This is a genomic window from Polaromonas sp. P4_F9 (genome assembly GCF_056401235.1).
Window position 1 is genome coordinate 104,219 of record NZ_JBFUJT010000007.1, and the last position, 16,330, is coordinate 120,548.

The window sequence follows — 16,330 nt, forward strand, 5'->3', positions numbered from 1 at the left end:
GGGGCTCACTCTAAGCGGCGAGTTGTTCATGTGCAAGCGGCCTGGCGGGAGCCGGGATTTTGAGCATGATCTTGCTGACCACCGTGTCGGCCGAAAGTCCTTCCGACAGGGCTTCGTAAGACAGCACCAGGCGATGGCGGAGCACATCCGGAACCAGGTCGGTCATGTCTTCCGGCAAGGCGTAGCTGCGGCCACGCAGCATGGCCAGCGCCCGGGCGCCCTCGGTCAGGTTGATGGTGGCGCGCGGGCTGGCGCCAAAGGTGATGAAGCGTGCCAGGTCCTTGAGCCCGTGCCGGGTCGGGTTGCGCGTGGCCGAAACCAGCCGCACCGCATACTGCACCAGGGAGGGGTCGACATACACGTGCCGGCATTCGTTCTGCAGGGCCGCCAGCTGCTCGGTGGTGGCCACGGCCGAGACGGCAACCGCAGGGCCGGTGACGCGCTGGACGATGACAAATTCTTCCTCGTCGCTGGGGTAGTCGACCAGCACCTTCATCATGAAGCGGTCTACCTGCGCTTCGGGCAGCGGGTAGGTGCCTTCGGTTTCAATCGGGTTTTGCGTCGCCATCACCAGGAAGGGCTCGGGCACCTTGTGCGTGATGCCTGCAATCGTGACTTGCCGCTCCTGCATGACCTCGAGCAGCGCGCTTTGTACCTTGGCCGGCGCCCGGTTGATCTCGTCGGCGAGCAGCAGGTTGGTGAAGACCGGGCCGAGCGAAGTGCTGAATTCGCCGGTTTTCTGGTTGTAGATGCGCGTGCCCACCAGGTCGGCCGGCACCAGGTCGGGCGTGAACTGGATGCGCTTGAAGTTGCCGCGCACGGTGCTGGCCAGCGTTTTCACAGTAAGGGTCTTGGCCAGGCCGGGAACCCCCTCCACCAGTAGATGGCCCTGTGCCAGGATGGCGACCATCACGCGTTCGAGAAAACGGTCCTGCCCGACCACCACGCGCTTGACTTCGTAGAGGATTTTCTCCATCAGCTGCGAGGTCTCATGGCTCACAGGCAGGTGACCCACGGGCAAATGATCAGGGGTGTGCGATTCCATGCGGGTCTTTCAAAATGGGGGCATGCCGGCAGCCGAGGCGGCGTTTTCAATCGGCACGGCAAAACCGATGCCGACAAACGTTCGTTGCTGGTTGGGGTTGTAGATGGCGGTCACGATGCCAATGACCTCGCCGTCCATGGTGACCAGCGGCCCGCCCGAATTGCCGGGGTTGGCGGCCGCGTCGAACTGGATGAGGTTGGTCATTTGCTGCTTGCCCTCGGGCGAGCGGAATGTGCGCTTGAGCCCCGAAATGACACCGGCCGAAGCGGAGGGGCCGATGCCAAACGGATAGCCCACCGCCAGCACCTCATCGCCCGGGGCGAGGTCGGCCGTGGAGCGCATGGTGGCGGCAATCATGTCGTCGGGAATTTTGTCTGCCTGCAATACCGCCAGGTCGTTTTCCAGCTGTATGCCGACAATCGAGGCGTTGGACTCCAGGCCGTCGGCGAACGTGACCTTAATGCTCTCTGCCCCCTGCACCACGTGCAGGTTGGTCAGAATGATGCCCTTGTCCACGATGACCACGCCGGTGCCCACGCTGCGCTCACCGTCGTCCTTGCCTTCCTTGCCATCCTTGGCATTTTTGGCGTCCTTGGCATCTTTTTCCTTGCCCACGCCCAGGCCCACGACGCGCACCACTGACGGGCTGATGATCTGATAGGCCCGGGCGGCGGCCGAGGGCAGGGTAGTCGTCTCCAGTGTCTTGAGGACGGCGGCATTGATGTCGTGCTGGGTCAGCTTTCGGCCCGCCGGCTGCAGTGACAAAGAAAGACTGACAGCCAGCAACAGGGCCAGCAGGGCAATGACAGTCCACAGCAGGTAGAGGTGGTAGGCCGGAAAGCGCGCGGCCAGCCGTGCAAAAAGTGAAGGGTGAACTGCCGCTGATTGTGGTTGTGCTTGTACTTTTGGTTGCAGCTGCGTTTGCGTTTGCGCAGGCGGGTCGGCCTCGGGTGCCTCCGGCGTGTCGTCGCCGCGGCGGTCGTGGCTGGAGCTACTGTAGAGGGCAGGCCTTCGCATCCGTTCACCTGTGAGGTAAATGTCCAAACGGTTAATACGCTCAAAACTGCGGGTTCAAGAACTGCACCGTATCACGATTTTTGCGTTCATGCACGTATTTGGGTATTCGCATGAGGCCGCTGTAACAGGCGGTTTTCCGGGCGTGTTGACTCCCGCCCCATCAGGCAGGATTGGGCAGGGTTGGCAGCCGGCCGCCAGGCGTCTCAGGCTGCCCCGCCGATGGCTGGCTTGCGCAGCAGCGTGAGTGCCAGCGCAGCAGAGGCGAGCATCAGAAACAGGCTGACGGCGTTCAGGACCGGGGTAGCGCCTTCGCGCATGCGCCCATACATCATGACGGTGAGCGGCGCGTCCGAACCCACCAGCATCAGCGTGGTGTTGAAGTTCTCAAAAGACATCAAAAACGAAATGGCCGCAGCGCCCACCAGGGCCGGTTTGAGCGCCGGCAGCGTGATGGTGGCAAAAACCGCTGCGCGCGAGGCGCCGAGGTTGTAGGCAGCTTCTTCCAGGGTGATGTCGAAGCGTTTGAGGCGCGCCGTGATGATGAGGGTGGCAATGGACACGATGTACGAAAACTGGCCCAACACCACCAGCGGCAGGCCGGGGCGCAGAAAATCAAGCTCAAGGCCCCACATGTCGTCTGCAAATTGCGCCATCCGGCTGGCAAAGGCCAGTATCGAGATGCCCAGAATCACGCCCGGAATCACCAGCGGGGCCAGCATCAGCAAAGACAGGGCCTGCTTGCCCGGAAACCGGCTGCGCTCAATCAAAAAGGCGTTGGTGGTACCCACCAGAACCGCCAGCAGCGTGACCCAGCTCGCCACCACCACGCTGGTCCAGAGGCTGGCCAGCAGCGGCCCGTCCGAAAACAGCCCGGTGCGGCCGGCCTTGCTGCCAAAAAACCAGTCCAGCGTGAAGCCGCGCCAAGGCGGAGCGGGGTAGGGCGCGTCGTTGAAGGCGAACACCGCCACCACCGCCAGCGGCAGGAACAGGAAGGCGAAAAAGGCCAGGGCATACACCACCGTGCCGGCGCGCAGCCAGGCTGGGCGGGGCAGGGAGGCGATCATTCGATGATTCCCCAGCCTGATGCGCACCCGCAGTGTTGGCGCAGGCGGTGAAATGCCAGTGACATCGCGGAACCGGCTTTGCCGGGCCGCAGATGTCGCCCCCTGCAAGGGGGGAGGCGACTACACGAAGTGAGTCCGCAACGGGGGTGTGTCATGTCACAGCGCGGAACCGGCTTTGCCGGGCCGCAGCTGTTGCCCCCTGCAAGGGGGAGGAGGCTACACGAAGTGAGCAAGCCTGGGGGTGTGTCATGTCTTCCTCATCACTTCACCGAATTTCTGGCCCGTGAGCTTCAGGCCCAGCCAGACGATGGCGGTGGACAACCCCAGCAGCAAAAAGCCGAAGGCCGCACCCTGTTCCCAGTTGAAACGGGTAATGAACTGGGTGTAAATCTGCTCGGTAAACCATAGCGAGTTTTTGCCGCCCAGCAAGGTGGGCGTGAGGTAGTTGCCCAGGGTCAGCATGAAGACCACGATGCAGCCGGCCAGAATTCCGGGCGCCGCGTGCGGAATCACGATCTGGCGCAGGATGGAGGGGCCGGTGCCTCCCAGATCGTAGGCCGCTTCAATCAGGGCGTCGTCCAGGCTTTCCAGGGCGCTGATCAGCGGCACCACCATGAACAGCATGGAGGTGTACACCAGGCCCACCAGAATGGTGGCGTCCCGGTAAAGCATTTCCACAGGGGTTGCCGTGAGGCCGAGCTGCACCAGCAGGGCGGGCAGCACGCCGGACTCGCGCAGCAGGATCATCCACCCCAAGGTGCGCACGGTTTCGCTGACCCAGAAGGGGATCAGGCACAGCACCAGCAGCAAGGACTTGGCGCGGCCGCGCACCAGCTTGGCAATGGTCCAGGCCACCGGAAAGGCCAGCAACAGCGTGATCAGTGTGGCCAGGATGGACATGACGGCTGTCCGCACAAAGGTGTGCCAATACAGCGGCTCTTCAATGAAGGTGCGGTACTGGGCGATGCTGGGCGTGTACTGCCGCGGCGCGATGCGCTCGCGCAGCGACAGCACGGCCAGGTCGATGTGCGGCAGCACAATCAGGCCCACCAGCCAGATCAATGCAGGCGCCAGCAACAGGAAAAGGATAAGCCGGGCCTGCGTTGAGGCTGGTGTTGTGCCAATTCCCGGGGCGGCAACCGCGGTTTGCATGAATCTCAGGCGCTCGCCGCCGCAAAACAGACGGCCTGCTGCGGGTCAAAGCTGAAAGCCACGGTTTCCCCGATGTGCAGGTCGGCAAAACGGCCGGTTTGCGGCAGCGCAATGCGGAACCCGGTGCGGGTGGTCGCCTCGCTCAGAAGTACGGCCGAGTTGGCGCCGTCAAACAGCAGGCTTTCAACCTGGCCCGCATGCGTTGGGTGACTTGCCGGCAGCTCGCCGGCGTCGCGCGCCAGGCTGACGGCCTCAGGGCGCACAAAGGCTTCAATCGCCTGGCCGGTGCCAATAGTGCCCACGGCGCGGGCGCGCATTGCTAGGCCCTGCCCGGACATGAAGGTCACAAGGCCCTCCGGTCCCGCATCCACCTGCGTGGCTCGGCCCGTAATTTTGTTGTTGGTACCCACAAAGCCCGCCACAAAAGGCGTTTGGGGCTGGTAATAAAGCTGCTGGGGTGTTCCCAGCTGCTCGAAACTGCCGGCGTTCATCACCGCGACATGGTCGGACAACACCAGCGCTTCCGACTGGTCGTGCGTGATATAGACAAAGGTGGTGCCGAAGTCCGCCTGCAGCTGCTTGAGCTCGACCTTCATGTGCTCGCGCAGTTTGAGGTCCAGCGCGCCCAGCGGTTCATCCAGCAGCAGCAAGGTGGGTTCCAGCACCAGGCTGCGGGCAATCGCCACGCGTTGCCGTTGCCCGCCGGAGAGCTGGTCGACGCGCTTGTCCTGCATGCCCGGCAGGCTCACGCGCTCCAGCATGGCACCCACCTTTTTGGCAATGTCGGCACGGGACAAGCCGCGCCGCGCCAGGCCGTAGCCGACGTTTTCACCCACCGACATCATGGGAAACAGGGCCAGGTGCTGAAACACCATGTTGACCGGCCGCTGGTTGGGTGGCACGCCATTCATGGGCTTGCCGCCGATGTGGATCTGGCCTGTGTCGGGCGCCAGAAAACCGGCAATCATGCGCAGCAGGGTGGTTTTTCCGCAGCCCGATGGGCCGAGGATGGAAAAAAAGCTGCCGCGCTCGACCGTCAGGGACAAGTCCCTGACGGCGAGCTGGCCGCCGTAGTGCTTACCGACGTGATCGGCTTGAAGATCTACCTGCACCGCTTGAATGGCGGGCAATGGTTACTGGGCGGCCTTGATGCGGTCCAGCACACGGCCTTCAATGTCTTCGATGCCGGCGGGAACGGCCGGATACCATTTGACGTTCTTCAGGGCGGCTTCCGGGAAGCTGGCGGCGAACTGGGCCTTCAGCTTGGCGTCCATCAGCTGGTCAGCGCCTTTGGCGGCGGTGAAGTTGCCGGCGGAGCTCGCCACCTTGGCGGCGATTTCCGGGCGCATGTTGAAGTTGATCCATGCATACGCGGCAGCATCATTGCGGCCTTTGGCGGGGATGGCAAAGGTGTCTATCCAGCCGAGTGCGCCCGACTTGGGGGCGATGTACTGGATTTCGGGCTTTTCACTGTTGAGCTTCCAGCCGCCGGTGTCCCACATCATGGCGCCCACCACTTCGCCGGTGCGCATGCCGTTGAGCAGCTGGTCCTTGTTGTCCCAGTAAAACTTGATGTTGCTCTTGCAGGCGATCATGGTCTTGCCGACTTCGTCCATCAGCGCAGCATAGGCCTTGGGATCTTTATACAGTGCAAACGGATCCTTGCCGGAGGCAAAGGCGAATGCCAGCAGGGTGGGCCGCTTGAGGCGGACGGCGGTCTTTCCCTTGACATCGGCTTTGCACAAATCGGGGTAGTCGCTCATCTTCGCCAACTGGGTGTTGACCACCAGGCCGTCGGTACCCCAGATGTGCGGCAGGCCATAGACCTTGCCGGCCAGCGTCGTGTTCTTCTTGGTGGCGTCGAGCATGGCAGGAATGAACAGCTCGGACTTGATCTTGCTCAGGTCCATGGGTTTGTAAATGCCAAACTCCTGCTGCGGGCCGGTGATGCGGTCCTGTGAGGGCTGGGCCAGGTCAAAACCCGCCCCGCCGGTGGCGCGCAATTTGGAGATCATCTCCTCGTTGTTCGACAGGGTGAGCTCGACGTCAATTCCTGTTTCCTTTTTGAACTGCGCCACAACATCGGCCGGCACGTAGTCCGCCCAGGTAATCAGCCGCAGTTTCTGATCCTGAGCCCAAGCCGTATTGGCCAGGCTAGAAGCAAGCAGACCGGCCCCTATCATGAGGCGCATCAGGCGAGATAATTTCATGGGATTTTCCTGGTTGATGACATGGTGATGTGACGCGAAGGGATCGCAGCAAAGCCCGGAAATGCATGAGCATGCGAAAAAAGCATAGCCTGTACCGGTTTCATTTCTGTGTCAATATCATCTGCACTGATAGCGCGCTTCTCCTTTTTTCACGCCACCCCCCGCAATGACCTTCTGGATTGACACACACTGCCACCTCGATGCCGGGGAGTTCTCGCCAGATGTGGCCGCAGTTCGTGCGCGGGCTACCGCCAGGCAGGTCGCGCATTGCGTGCTGCCGGCCGTGGCGGTCAGCAACTTCGCGGCAGTGCGCTTGCTGGCGCATGAGTTTTCGGACAGTTACGCATTGGGCATACATCCGCTTTGTGTGCCCGAAGCACAAGAGGGCGACCTGCTGGCGCTGGATGCGGAGCTGACCCTCAGAAAGTCCGACCCGCGCCTGGTGGCGGTGGGTGAGATAGGGCTTGACTATTTTGTGCCCGCAGTGACGCAAAGCCCCATGCGCGAGCGCCAGGAATATTTCTACCGCGAGCAGCTCAAGCTGGCGCGCAAGCACGGCCTGCCGGTGATCCTGCATGTGCGGCGATCGGCCGACAAGCTGCTCAAACATTTGCGTGAGCTGGTGCCCCATCACCCGGAGCACTCGGAGCACCCGGAGGACGGCTGGCGCGGCATTGCCCATGCCTTTAACGGCAGCGAACAGCAGGCGATGGAGTTCGTCAAGCTGGGTTTCAAGCTGGGCTTTGGCGGTGCCGTCACGTTTGAGCCCGCCCGGCAGCTCAGGCACCTGGCCGCCTGGTTGCCGCTGGAGGTGCTGGTGATGGAAACCGATTCACCCGACATTCCGCCGCACTGGCTTTACACCACGGCAGCGCAGCGTGCGGCCGGGCAGGGCCAGGGCCGCAATGAGCCGGGCGAGTTGCCCCGCATTGCAGAGCAAGTGGCGAGTCTGCGCGGCATCTCGGCCGAAGCGTTGGCCAGCGCCACCAGTGCCAACGCGCTAGAGGCGCTGCCCCGGCTCAAGGCGCTCGTGTCGTGAGCAATGTGGTCAGTAATCTCGTGAACAATGACGGGAGCAATGACGGGAGCAATGACGGGAGGACTGCCGTGCTGACCGGCTTGCCGCCGCTCGTCTGCGGCCAAACGCGCCTCTTGATCCTTGGCAGTTTCCCGGGCGCTGCGTCTTTGGCCGCCCAGCAGTACTACGGGCATCCGCAAAACCATTTCTGGAAGATTTTGCAAGCCATTTGGCCTGATGGCCCAATAGGAACGGGGGCAGATGGCTATCAGATTCGTAGCGAATGGCTGCTGTCGAAGCGACTGGGGGTCTGGGACGTGTACGCGGCGTGTGAACGCGACGGCAGCCTGGACAGCAATATCCGCAATGCGGTGGTGAATGATTTTGCAGCCGTCAGGCAGCTCTGCCCGGAATTGCGGGCCGTCGCCCATAACGGAGGCGAAAGCTTCAAGCATTCAAAATACGTGATGGTTGCCTTGAGCGTCGCCGGGCAGCCCCAAGGCGCGAAGGCCCCCTCTGGGGGCAGCGCAGCACACGGAGTGGCAAGCGTGGGGGTTCAGTTTCACCGGTTGCCCTCCACCAGCCCGGCCAATGCGTCCTGGTCTTTTGAGCGCAAACTTAGCTCCTGGCGCGAAGTCTTTGAAAAACACGAATTGATCTGATGGCGAAAAAAATTACCGAGAACACCACCCTGGAGTTGCCAGAGGTCAATTTCTCCGACTATGGCGATGTGCGTTTTCTGCATTTGGGTACTGAATGGGTGCAGGGCTCCATGCTGCGCGATGCGCCTTATGACATTGAGTTGGAGTATGTGCAGCGCATGATGGCGGGGCTGCTGTTCATGGACGCTACGGCCGTGTCAAAAAAGCATGCGATGCAGCTTGGGCTGGGCTCGGCGGCGCTGACCAAGTTCTGCTACAAAAAGCTGCGCATGAAAACCACGGCCATCGAGATCAACCCGCAGGTGATCGCCGCTTGCCGGCTCTGGTTCAAATTGCCGCGCGACGACCTCAGGCTGCATGTCATCGAGGCTGATGCCGCCGAAGAAATCCGGAACCCGCGGCATCAGGGGAGTGTTGATCTCCTGCATGTCGACCTGTACGACCACGAAGCGGCGGCGCCGGTGCTGGACAGCGCTGATTTTTACGCTGATTGCCGGCGCCTTCTCAGTGATGAGGGGGTGATGACGGTAAACCTCTTCGGCCGGGATTCGAGTTATGTGCACTCGCTGACCAAGATAGCCGAGGCCTTCGGCCCGGAGGCGGTCTGGGCCTTCCGGCCGACGCGGGAGGGCAACACGGTCGTGATGGCCCAGCGCGAGCCCACGCGCCCGGACCGGGCCGAACTCCTGCTGCAGGCGGGCGTCATTGAATCACGCTGGGACCTGCCCGCCAAAAAGTGGCTGCGGCTTTTCAAGCCGGTGACCTGATGCCGGACGACGACGGGGGTGGCAATCGCCGGAGTGGATCGGGTACAGTGCCATCCATGAGCGCCGTGATACCTCCCCCACGCCCCACTTCCTCGCGGGACTCTCAGGGTAAAAAAGTCCACGCCGGCCCGCTCGACTGGCGCAAGCTGGTCGAGTGGCTCAGCGAAGATGGCGTCATCAGCAGCACCGAGGCGCAACGCACCATTGCCCGCTGCTCGCAGGTGCAGAGCGCCCAATTGCCCCTGATCCGGCTGGCCAGCGTTGGCATGGTGCGCGTGGCCGACGGCAAGCCGCTTGACATCGAAACCATTGCTCAATGGCTGGCCGCCCGTGCCGGCCTCCAGTACCTGAGGATTGACCCGCTCAAGGTGGATGTGGGCAAGGTGGCCGACACCATGTCTGCGGTGTATGCCGAGCGGCACAAGGTGTTGCCGGTCCAGGTGACTCCCCGGGAGGTGGTGATCGCCACATCCGAGCCCTTTGTCACGGACTGGGTGTCGGAGGTCGAACGCCAGGCCAAGCGCAGCGTGCGCCTGGTGGTGGCCAATCCGCAGGAAATTGCCAAATACACGGCCGAGTTTTTTGCGCTGGCCAAATCCGTCCGTGCGGCGCTCAAGTCTGGCGGCACCTCGGGTTCGGCCAGCTTTGAGCAGCTGGTGGAGCTGAACAAGAGCAACAAGCAGCTCGATGCCAACGACCAGGGTGTGGTGCAGGTGGTGGACTGGCTCTGGCAATATGCCTTTGACCAGCGCGCCAGTGACATCCATCTGGAGCCGCGGCGCGAGCAGGGCGTGATCCGTTTCCGGATTGACGGGGTGCTCCACCCGGTCTACCAGTTGCCCATGGGTGTGCACAACGCCATGACGGCGCGCATCAAACTGCTGGGCCGTATGGATGTGGTTGAAAAGCGACGCCCTCAGGACGGCCGCATCAAGACCCGCAACCCGCGCGGCGACGAAATTGAAATGCGCCTGTCAACCCTGCCCACGGCCTTCGGCGAGAAGATGGTGATGCGGATTTTTGACCCGGACACCACGGTCAAGGACCTGGACGCGCTGGGCTTTTCGCAACATGACGCGGAGCGATGGGAGCAACTGCTCAAACGGCCCTACGGCATTGTCCTGGTGACCGGGCCGACCGGTTCGGGCAAGACCACCACGCTGTACTCCACGCTCAAGCGCCTGGCCACTGAAGAGGTCAATGTCAGCACCATTGAAGACCCGATCGAGATGATCGAGCCGGCGTTCAACCAGACGCAGGTGCAGGCGCATCTGGATTTTGATTTCCCCGAAGGGTTGCGCGCCCTGATGCGGCAGGACCCGGACATCATCATGGTCGGAGAAATCCGCGACCTGCAGACCGCGGAAATGGCCGTGCAGGCCGCGCTGACGGGCCACCTGGTCTTCAGCACGCTGCACACCAACGACGCGCCCTCGGCGGTCTCGCGCCTGATGGAGCTGGGCGTGCCTGCCTACCTGATCAACGCCACGCTGCTGGGCGTGCTGGCGCAGCGGCTGGTGCGCACCTTGTGCGCGCAGTGCCGTGAAAAGGACGAAGGCAGCTCGCGTGAAGCGCTGGCGGAAGTTGTCAAGCCCTGGCAAATCAACGGGGGTTACCAGCCCTACAAGCCTGCGGGCTGTGTCGATTGCCGCATGACCGGCTTTCTGGGCCGGATGGGGCTATACGAGTTGCTGACGGTAACCGAAACTTTCAAGGACAAGGTCACCCGGGAGCCGAATATTGATGCGCTGCGGCGCCAGGCCGTGGCAGACGGCATGCGCCCGCTGCGGCTGGCGGGCGCGCTCAAGGTGGCGGAAGGGGTGACCACCATCGAGGAAATCCTCTCCACCACCCCGCCGATGTCCTGAGCCGGACCTGCGCGGGTCTCGCGCGCCCCAACCGGGTGCCTTTAGAACCTGTTTACGACCCAAACGGGGCCGCGCAAGCACCTTCTCGGGATGGGATGCAAGGCGCGGTGCGCCGCCCGTAGCTTGGGCCTGTAGGTGAAAGCCACATGCCCGGCGGGGTTGATTGCATGCACAATCCGCAGGTTCAACTAATTTTCGAAGGAGACAAACCGTGAATATCAAGAGTCAAAAAGACTTCTTTTGCGGACTTATGTTCATGGGCGTTGGGGTGGCGTTTGCATGGGGTGCCAGCACCTACAACGTCGGCACAGGCGCCCGCATGGGTCCAGGCTACTTTCCGCTGATGCTCGGTATTTTGCTGGCTATCATCGGCGCCGTCGTGACGTTTACGGCGCTGGTCGTTGAAACGGAAGGCGGCGCCAAAATAGGCAAATGGGCCTGGAAGCCGCTGTTTTACATCATTGCCGCCAACCTTGTGTTCGGCCTTTTGCTGGCGGGCCTGCCCAGCATCAAGCTGCCGGCCTTCGGCATGATTGTCGCGATTTACGCCCTGACCTTTATTGCCAGCATGGCCGAAGCCGGCTGGAAGTTTAAAGCCACCTTCATCCTGGCGACTGTTCTGGCGGTCGGTAGCTACCTTGCTTTCGTCGTGGCGCTCAAGCTGCAGTTCCCGGTGTGGCCTGCCTTCATCACCGGCTAAGGAAAAAAAATGGATCTCATTGCAAATTTGTCGCTGGGTTTTGGCGTGGCTTTCACGCCTATCAATCTGTTGTACGCGCTGGCCGGTTGTATTCTGGGTACGCTGATCGGGGTTCTGCCCGGCATCGGCCCGGTGGCCACCATTGCCATGCTGCTGCCGGCCACCTACGCCTTGCCGCCGGTGTCCGCGCTGATCATGCTGGCCGGTATTTATTACGGTGCCCAGTACGGTGGTTCGACCACTGCCATTCTGGTGAACCTGCCGGGCGAGTCTTCCTCGGTTGTGACCTGTATTGACGGGTATCAAATGGCCCGAAAAGGTCGAGCGGGGCCGGCGTTGGCTGCTGCCGGACTGGGTTCGTTTTTTGCCGGTTGCGTGGGCACGCTGATCCTGGCGGCCTTTGCACCGCCGCTGACCGAACTGGCTTTCAAGTTTGGGCCTGCAGAGTATTTCTCTTTGATGGTGCTGGGCCTGATTGGTGCCGTGGTGCTGGCATCGGGCTCGCTGCTCAAGGCTGTGGCCATGATTGTGCTGGGCCTGTTGCTCGGCCTCGTGGGTACCGACGTGAACTCCGGCGTGGCACGCTTCAGCTTTGACATTCCCGAGTTGACCGACGGCATTGGCTTTGTCGTGATTGCCATGGGTGTGTTTGGCTACGGCGAAATCATCAGCAACCTGGCGCAGCCCGAGCATGAGCGCGAAGTGTTCACCGCCAAGGTCTCGGGCCTGATGCCGACGAAACAGGATTTCAAGGACATGGTACCGGCCGTGCTGCGCGGCACTTTCCTGGGTTCTTCATTGGGTATTTTGCCCGGTGGTGGCGCCTTGCTGGCTGCGTTTGCAGCCTACGCGCTGGAAAAGAAAATGAAGATGAAGCCGGGCGAAGTTCCTTTTGGCCAAGGCAACATCCGCGGCGTGGCCGCACCTGAGTCCGCCAACAATGCCGGTGCCCAGACCTCGTTTATTCCGCTGCTGACCCTGGGTATTCCACCAAACGCCGTGATGGCGCTGATGGTGGGTGCCATGACGATTCACAACATCCAGCCAGGCCCGCAGGTCATGACCAGCAATCCGGAGCTGTTCTGGGGCCTGATCGCCTCGATGTGGATCGGCAACGCGATGCTGATCATCCTGAACCTGCCGCTGATCGGCATGTGGATCAAGCTGCTGAGCGTGCCTTACCGCTACCTGTTCCCGGCGATTGTGCTGTTCTGTGCGATTGGTGTTTACTCGACCAACAACAACACTTTTGATATCTGGACGGTGGGCATTTTTGGCGTGATCGGCTACATCTTCGTCAAGCTGGGTGCAGAACCCGCGCCGCTGCTGCTGGGTTTTATCCTGGGCCCGATGATGGAAGAGAACCTGCGCCGCGCGCTGCTGCTGTCCCGTGGCGACTGGAGCGTGTTTGTAACGCGCCCCTTGTCGGCGGGCCTGTTGGGCGCGGCTGTCCTGTTGCTGGTGATTGTGCTGCTGCCTTCTGTCAAGCACAAGCGGGAAGAGGCTTTCGTCGAGGAGTGAGAACGAGCACCTCGGGGCGTTGCTCCCGGCTAAAAAAACGGCGCCTTCGGGCGCCGTTTTTTATGGGGCTTGTACCTGTGCTGTAACTACTCTGAGCCACAATGCGGATGAAAAGGTCATCATGCAATTGAACCATCACCTGCTGCAGCATCCACAAAGGGCGGCGCTACACAATGAGATCCATGCCCGCCCGCCCGAGGCGATGAGCATCCCCCTGGCCATCTCGCATGTGGTGATGGTGTGTGATGCTGCACAGCGTGAGGCCAGCCGCGCCCATGTGGCCACCTTGCTGCGCGACCATCATTTGCCCCAGCCTGACCTGGGGTCCACCCACATTCGCATGGAGGTGGGGCCGTTTCGCATCCGCTGGGAGCTGCACACCGAGTTTGTCTCGTGGACCTTCATGCACCCGATCGAGCTCGATGACTTCGACGAGCGCGAGCCCGCAGCCGCCATCGCCGTCGTGCCGCAGGACTGGTTCGCCGGCTTGCCCGGCCAATGCCTCGCGGCCTTGCACCTGTGGGCTTTGCCCATGCACAGCCTGGGCGCTTCGACCCTGTCCCGGCGGGTGTTGCAGGAAGACACCCTGATCGGCTCGTCGGTGGCCGACGGCAACGGCGAGGTCTATACCGATCTGAGCATTCATGCCGATGGTTTTTCCCGCATCGTGGTGCTGGCCGGCAGCTTGTCGCCGCGCCGGCTGGGCCGGCTGGTGCAGCGCCTCATCGAGATTGAAACCTACCGCATGGCCGCGCTGCTGGGTCTGCCGGCGGCGCGCGAGGCCTACAGTGTGCTGGCCTATGCCGAGCGCGAACTGGCCGAACTGGCGCAGTCGATTCGCAGCGCCACGCCCAACGACGAACCCTTGCTGCTGGACCGCCTGACCAAACTGGCCGGCCAGGTGGAAAGCCAGCATGCGGCCACCCACTCGCGGTTTTCGGCCAGCGCGGCCTATTTCGAGCTGGTGGACAAGCGCATTGACGACATTGCCGAGGCCCGGCTGCCAGGTCTGCAGACCATCCGTGAGTTCATGGACCGCCGCCTCACTCCGGCACGCAGCACCTGCGAGTGGGCCGCGCGCCGTCAGGACGCCTTGTCGCAGCGGGTTTCACGCATCAGCAACCTGCTGCGCACCCGGGTCGAAATTGACCAGCAGCAAAGCAGCCAGGCGCTGCTGGCCACCATGAACCAGCGCCAGGGTGTGCAGCTCAAGCTGCAGACCGCGGTCGAGGGCCTGTCCGTGGCCGCCATCACCTATTACACCGTCGGCCTCATTGCCTACATGGCCAAGGGAGCGCATGTACTGGGCTGGCCGTGGAGCGGCGAAAGCACGGCCGCACTGGCCATACCGCTGGTGGCCGCGGCTGTGTGGTGGTCCATGCGCAAGCTGCACCGCAAAATTGTGGAACAGCATCCCGGCGAAGCTTAAAAGCCTTCTGCCTCTGCCGGTTGCCGCCTGGCGCAAGCCTTTGCCCGCTGCGGCGCAAACCAGTTCCAACCGTACCCGTTCGCCAGTGCTGTGCCCGGCCGGAGGTGCCATGGACGGCGCCTCCGGGCGTTTTTTTTGTCAGACTGGTGATTCACTGTCGCGGCAACTTCGCACGCCTATCCCTGAAGGCACTCTTTCGTGGGCACGCGAGGTGTACCAGGCATTGCCGCCATCCTGTTTCAAACCCTGATAATCCCGTGATGGACTTCAACTTCAGCAACCCCTACACCTCGACCCGTATTCCCCTGTTTGCGCGCAATGTGGTTTCCACGTCCCATCCGCTGGGCGCGCAGGCCGGCCTGCGCATGCTGCTCAAGGGTGGCAATGCGGTGGATGCAGCCATTGCGGCCGCCGCCGCCATGGCCATCGTGGAGCCGGTCAGCAATGGTCTGGGGAGCGATTCTTTCTGCATCCTGTGGGACGGCAAGGAAATGCATGGCCTGAACGCCTCGGGCCGCGCGCCGCAGAGCTGGACGCCCGAGTACTTCAAGCGCAAATACGGTGACAGCGCCACCACGCCACCCAAGCGCGGGATGGATTCCGTCAGCGTGCCCGGCGCCGTCGGGAGCTGGGTTGCCCTGAGTGAGCGTTTTGGCAGGCTGCCGTTCGCCGACCTGATGGAGCCTGCCATTGAAATCGCCGAGCGCGGCTATCTGCTGTCGCCGGTGGTGCAGCAGAAGTGGGCAGCCGCTACGGCCGAGTTGCAGTCGCAGCCCGGATTTGCCGGTGCCTTCCTGCCCTGGGGCCGGGCGCCCAAGGTGGGCGAGCTGTTCCAGTTCAAGGCGGCCGCCAAAGCCCTGCGGGCCATCGCCCAGACCCGGGGCGCCGCGTATTACGGTGGTGAAATTGCCCACGCCATTGAAAAGTTCTCCGCGCAAAACGGGGGCAGCATCACGGCAAAAGATTTTGAAGCCTACCAGCCTGAATGGGTGCAGCCCATCGCGAAGGACTACCGCGGCTACACCCTGCACGAGATTCCCCCCAACGGGCAAGGCATTGCGGCCCTGATTGCGCTGGGCATCCTGGACAAGTTCGACGTCGCCGGCCTGCCCGTCGATGGTGTGGATTCGCAGCATCTGCAGATTGAAGCCATGAAGCTGGCATTTGCCGACGTGTACCGGTATGTGGCCGAGCCGTCGTCAATGGAGGTCACGGCCGCGCAAATGCTCGATGACGCCTACCTGGCATCCCGTGCCAAACTCATCGACATGAAAAAGGCACAGGACTTTGGCGCTGGCAATCCGGTCAAGGGCGGCACGATTTACCTCACCGCCGCCGACGAAGACGGCATGATGGTGAGCTTCATCCAGAGCAACTACATGGGCTTTGGCTCGGGCTGTGTCGAGCCTGAATTTGGCATCAGCCTGCAAAACCGCGGCCATGGCTTCAGCGTGCAGGCCGGCGCCAACCAGGTCGCCCCCGGCAAGCGGCCCTTTCACACCATCATCCCGGCCTTCCTCAGCAAGGACGGCCAGCCCGTCATGAGCTTCGGCGTGATGGGTGCCAACATGCAGCCGCAGGGCCACCTGCAGACACTGGTGCGCATGCTGGACTACAGGCAGAGCCCGCAGGTGGCCTGCGATGCGCCGCGCTGGCGTTACAACGCGGGCTTTGAAATCAACGTCGAAGCCGCGATGAACCCAACGACCGTCCAGGGGCTGGCCGGGCGCGGCCACCGGGTGGAGGTCATCAACGACTCCTACCAGGACTTCGGCGCCGGCCAGTTCATCTGGCGCGCCGGCAACCCCAAAGTGGAAGGCTATGTGTCGGCGAGCGACGCCCGGCGCGATGGCCAGGCCGTGGGTTTTTAAAAGCGC

14 protein-coding genes are annotated in these 16,330 nt (G+C 62.5%); 8 read left to right on the forward strand and 6 right to left on the reverse strand.

Annotated features, from left to right (window positions below; translation table 11 throughout):
* Positions 1-10: 10 nt before the first annotated feature.
* The 6 genes from AC1DUB_RS08420 to AC1DUB_RS08445 all read right to left on the reverse strand — a co-directional run bounded on the left by AC1DUB_RS08420 (position 11) and on the right by AC1DUB_RS08445 (position 6,488).
* Entirely contained in the window at positions 11-1,045 is a 1,035-nt protein-coding gene (locus AC1DUB_RS08420) for an AAA family ATPase (protein ID WP_477729166.1), read from the reverse strand.
* A gap of 9 nt (positions 1,046-1,054) precedes the next feature.
* On the reverse strand, positions 1,055-2,062 hold the full coding sequence (locus AC1DUB_RS08425) for a S1C family serine protease (protein WP_477729167.1): 1,008 nt from the start codon (positions 2,060-2,062) through the stop codon (positions 1,055-1,057).
* A gap of 203 nt (positions 2,063-2,265) precedes the next feature.
* A complete protein-coding gene (locus tag AC1DUB_RS08430; protein ID WP_477729168.1) occupies positions 2,266-3,126 on the reverse strand; it encodes an ABC transporter permease in 861 nt (286 codons plus the stop codon).
* Between the two features lie 246 nt (positions 3,127-3,372).
* Complete coding sequence (locus tag AC1DUB_RS08435) at positions 3,373-4,278, reverse strand: ABC transporter permease (RefSeq protein ID WP_011484774.1); 906 nt, start codon at positions 4,276-4,278, stop codon at positions 3,373-3,375.
* 5 nt (positions 4,279-4,283) lie between these two features.
* Complete coding sequence (locus AC1DUB_RS08440) at positions 4,284-5,408, reverse strand: ABC transporter ATP-binding protein (RefSeq protein ID WP_477729169.1); 1,125 nt, start codon at positions 5,406-5,408, stop codon at positions 4,284-4,286.
* Between the two features lie 3 nt (positions 5,409-5,411).
* Positions 5,412-6,488 (reverse strand): extracellular solute-binding protein, encoded by a 1,077-nt coding sequence (locus tag AC1DUB_RS08445; protein ID WP_477729170.1) that lies wholly within the window; start codon positions 6,486-6,488, stop codon positions 5,412-5,414.
* A 166-nt stretch (positions 6,489-6,654) separates the two neighbouring features.
* On the opposite strand from AC1DUB_RS08445, the gene AC1DUB_RS08450 reads away from it, so the two are divergent.
* The 8 genes from AC1DUB_RS08450 to AC1DUB_RS08485 all read left to right on the forward strand — a co-directional run bounded on the left by AC1DUB_RS08450 (position 6,655) and on the right by AC1DUB_RS08485 (position 16,324).
* The gene (locus AC1DUB_RS08450) at positions 6,655-7,527 is read left to right on the forward strand and encodes a TatD family hydrolase (RefSeq protein WP_477729171.1); all 873 of its coding nucleotides are present in this window, start codon (positions 6,655-6,657) and stop codon (positions 7,525-7,527) included.
* 68 nt (positions 7,528-7,595) lie between these two features.
* Positions 7,596-8,168 (forward strand): DNA-deoxyinosine glycosylase, encoded by a 573-nt coding sequence (locus tag AC1DUB_RS08455; protein ID WP_477729236.1) that lies wholly within the window; start codon positions 7,596-7,598, stop codon positions 8,166-8,168.
* Positions 8,168-8,935, forward strand: coding sequence for a class I SAM-dependent methyltransferase (locus AC1DUB_RS08460; protein WP_477729172.1), 768 nt, complete (start codon positions 8,168-8,170; stop codon positions 8,933-8,935). The genes AC1DUB_RS08455 and AC1DUB_RS08460 overlap by 1 nt, the downstream gene beginning before the upstream one ends.
* Before the next feature lie 56 nt (positions 8,936-8,991).
* Positions 8,992-10,803 (forward strand): type IV pilus assembly ATPase TfpB, encoded by a 1,812-nt coding sequence (gene tfpB, locus AC1DUB_RS08465; protein ID WP_477729173.1) that lies wholly within the window; start codon positions 8,992-8,994, stop codon positions 10,801-10,803.
* Between the two features lie 211 nt (positions 10,804-11,014).
* Positions 11,015-11,503, forward strand: coding sequence for a tripartite tricarboxylate transporter TctB family protein (locus tag AC1DUB_RS08470; RefSeq protein WP_477729174.1), 489 nt, complete (start codon positions 11,015-11,017; stop codon positions 11,501-11,503).
* Between the two features lie 9 nt (positions 11,504-11,512).
* Positions 11,513-13,024, forward strand: a complete 1,512-nt coding sequence (locus AC1DUB_RS08475) for a tripartite tricarboxylate transporter permease (protein ID WP_477729175.1) — start codon at positions 11,513-11,515, stop codon at positions 13,022-13,024.
* 121 nt (positions 13,025-13,145) lie between these two features.
* Positions 13,146-14,453 carry a DUF3422 family protein gene (locus tag AC1DUB_RS08480; RefSeq protein ID WP_477729176.1) on the forward strand — a complete coding sequence of 436 codons (1,308 nt, stop codon included), beginning with the start codon at positions 13,146-13,148 and terminating at the stop codon, positions 14,451-14,453.
* A 260-nt stretch (positions 14,454-14,713) separates the two neighbouring features.
* Complete coding sequence (locus tag AC1DUB_RS08485; protein WP_477729237.1) at positions 14,714-16,324, forward strand: gamma-glutamyltransferase family protein; 1,611 nt, start codon at positions 14,714-14,716, stop codon at positions 16,322-16,324.
* Positions 16,325-16,330 lie beyond the last annotated feature (6 nt).

What these genes read in the sequence shown, in the direction of transcription:
- AC1DUB_RS08480 (WP_477729176.1), top strand. Translation starts at nt 13,146, where the DNA reads ATGCAATTGAACCATCACCTGCTGCAGCATCCACAAAGGGCGGCGCTA.
- tfpB (WP_477729173.1), top strand. Translation starts at nt 8,992, where the DNA reads ATGAGCGCCGTGATACCTCCCCCACGCCCCACTTCCTCGCGGGACTCT.
- AC1DUB_RS08450 (WP_477729171.1), top strand. Translation starts at nt 6,655, where the DNA reads ATGACCTTCTGGATTGACACACACTGCCACCTCGATGCCGGGGAGTTC.
- AC1DUB_RS08420 (WP_477729166.1), bottom strand. Translation starts at nt 1,045, where the DNA reads ATGGAATCGCACACCCCTGATCATTTGCCCGTGGGTCACCTGCCTGTG.
- AC1DUB_RS08430 (WP_477729168.1), bottom strand. Translation starts at nt 3,126, where the DNA reads ATGATCGCCTCCCTGCCCCGCCCAGCCTGGCTGCGCGCCGGCACGGTG.
- AC1DUB_RS08445 (WP_477729170.1), bottom strand. Translation starts at nt 6,488, where the DNA reads ATGAAATTATCTCGCCTGATGCGCCTCATGATAGGGGCCGGTCTGCTT.
- AC1DUB_RS08460 (WP_477729172.1), top strand. Translation starts at nt 8,168, where the DNA reads ATGGCGAAAAAAATTACCGAGAACACCACCCTGGAGTTGCCAGAGGTC.
- AC1DUB_RS08435 (WP_011484774.1), bottom strand. Translation starts at nt 4,278, where the DNA reads ATGCAAACCGCGGTTGCCGCCCCGGGAATTGGCACAACACCAGCCTCA.
- AC1DUB_RS08425 (WP_477729167.1), bottom strand. Translation starts at nt 2,062, where the DNA reads ATGCGAAGGCCTGCCCTCTACAGTAGCTCCAGCCACGACCGCCGCGGC.
- AC1DUB_RS08475 (WP_477729175.1), top strand. Translation starts at nt 11,513, where the DNA reads ATGGATCTCATTGCAAATTTGTCGCTGGGTTTTGGCGTGGCTTTCACG.
- AC1DUB_RS08485 (WP_477729237.1), top strand. Translation starts at nt 14,714, where the DNA reads ATGGACTTCAACTTCAGCAACCCCTACACCTCGACCCGTATTCCCCTG.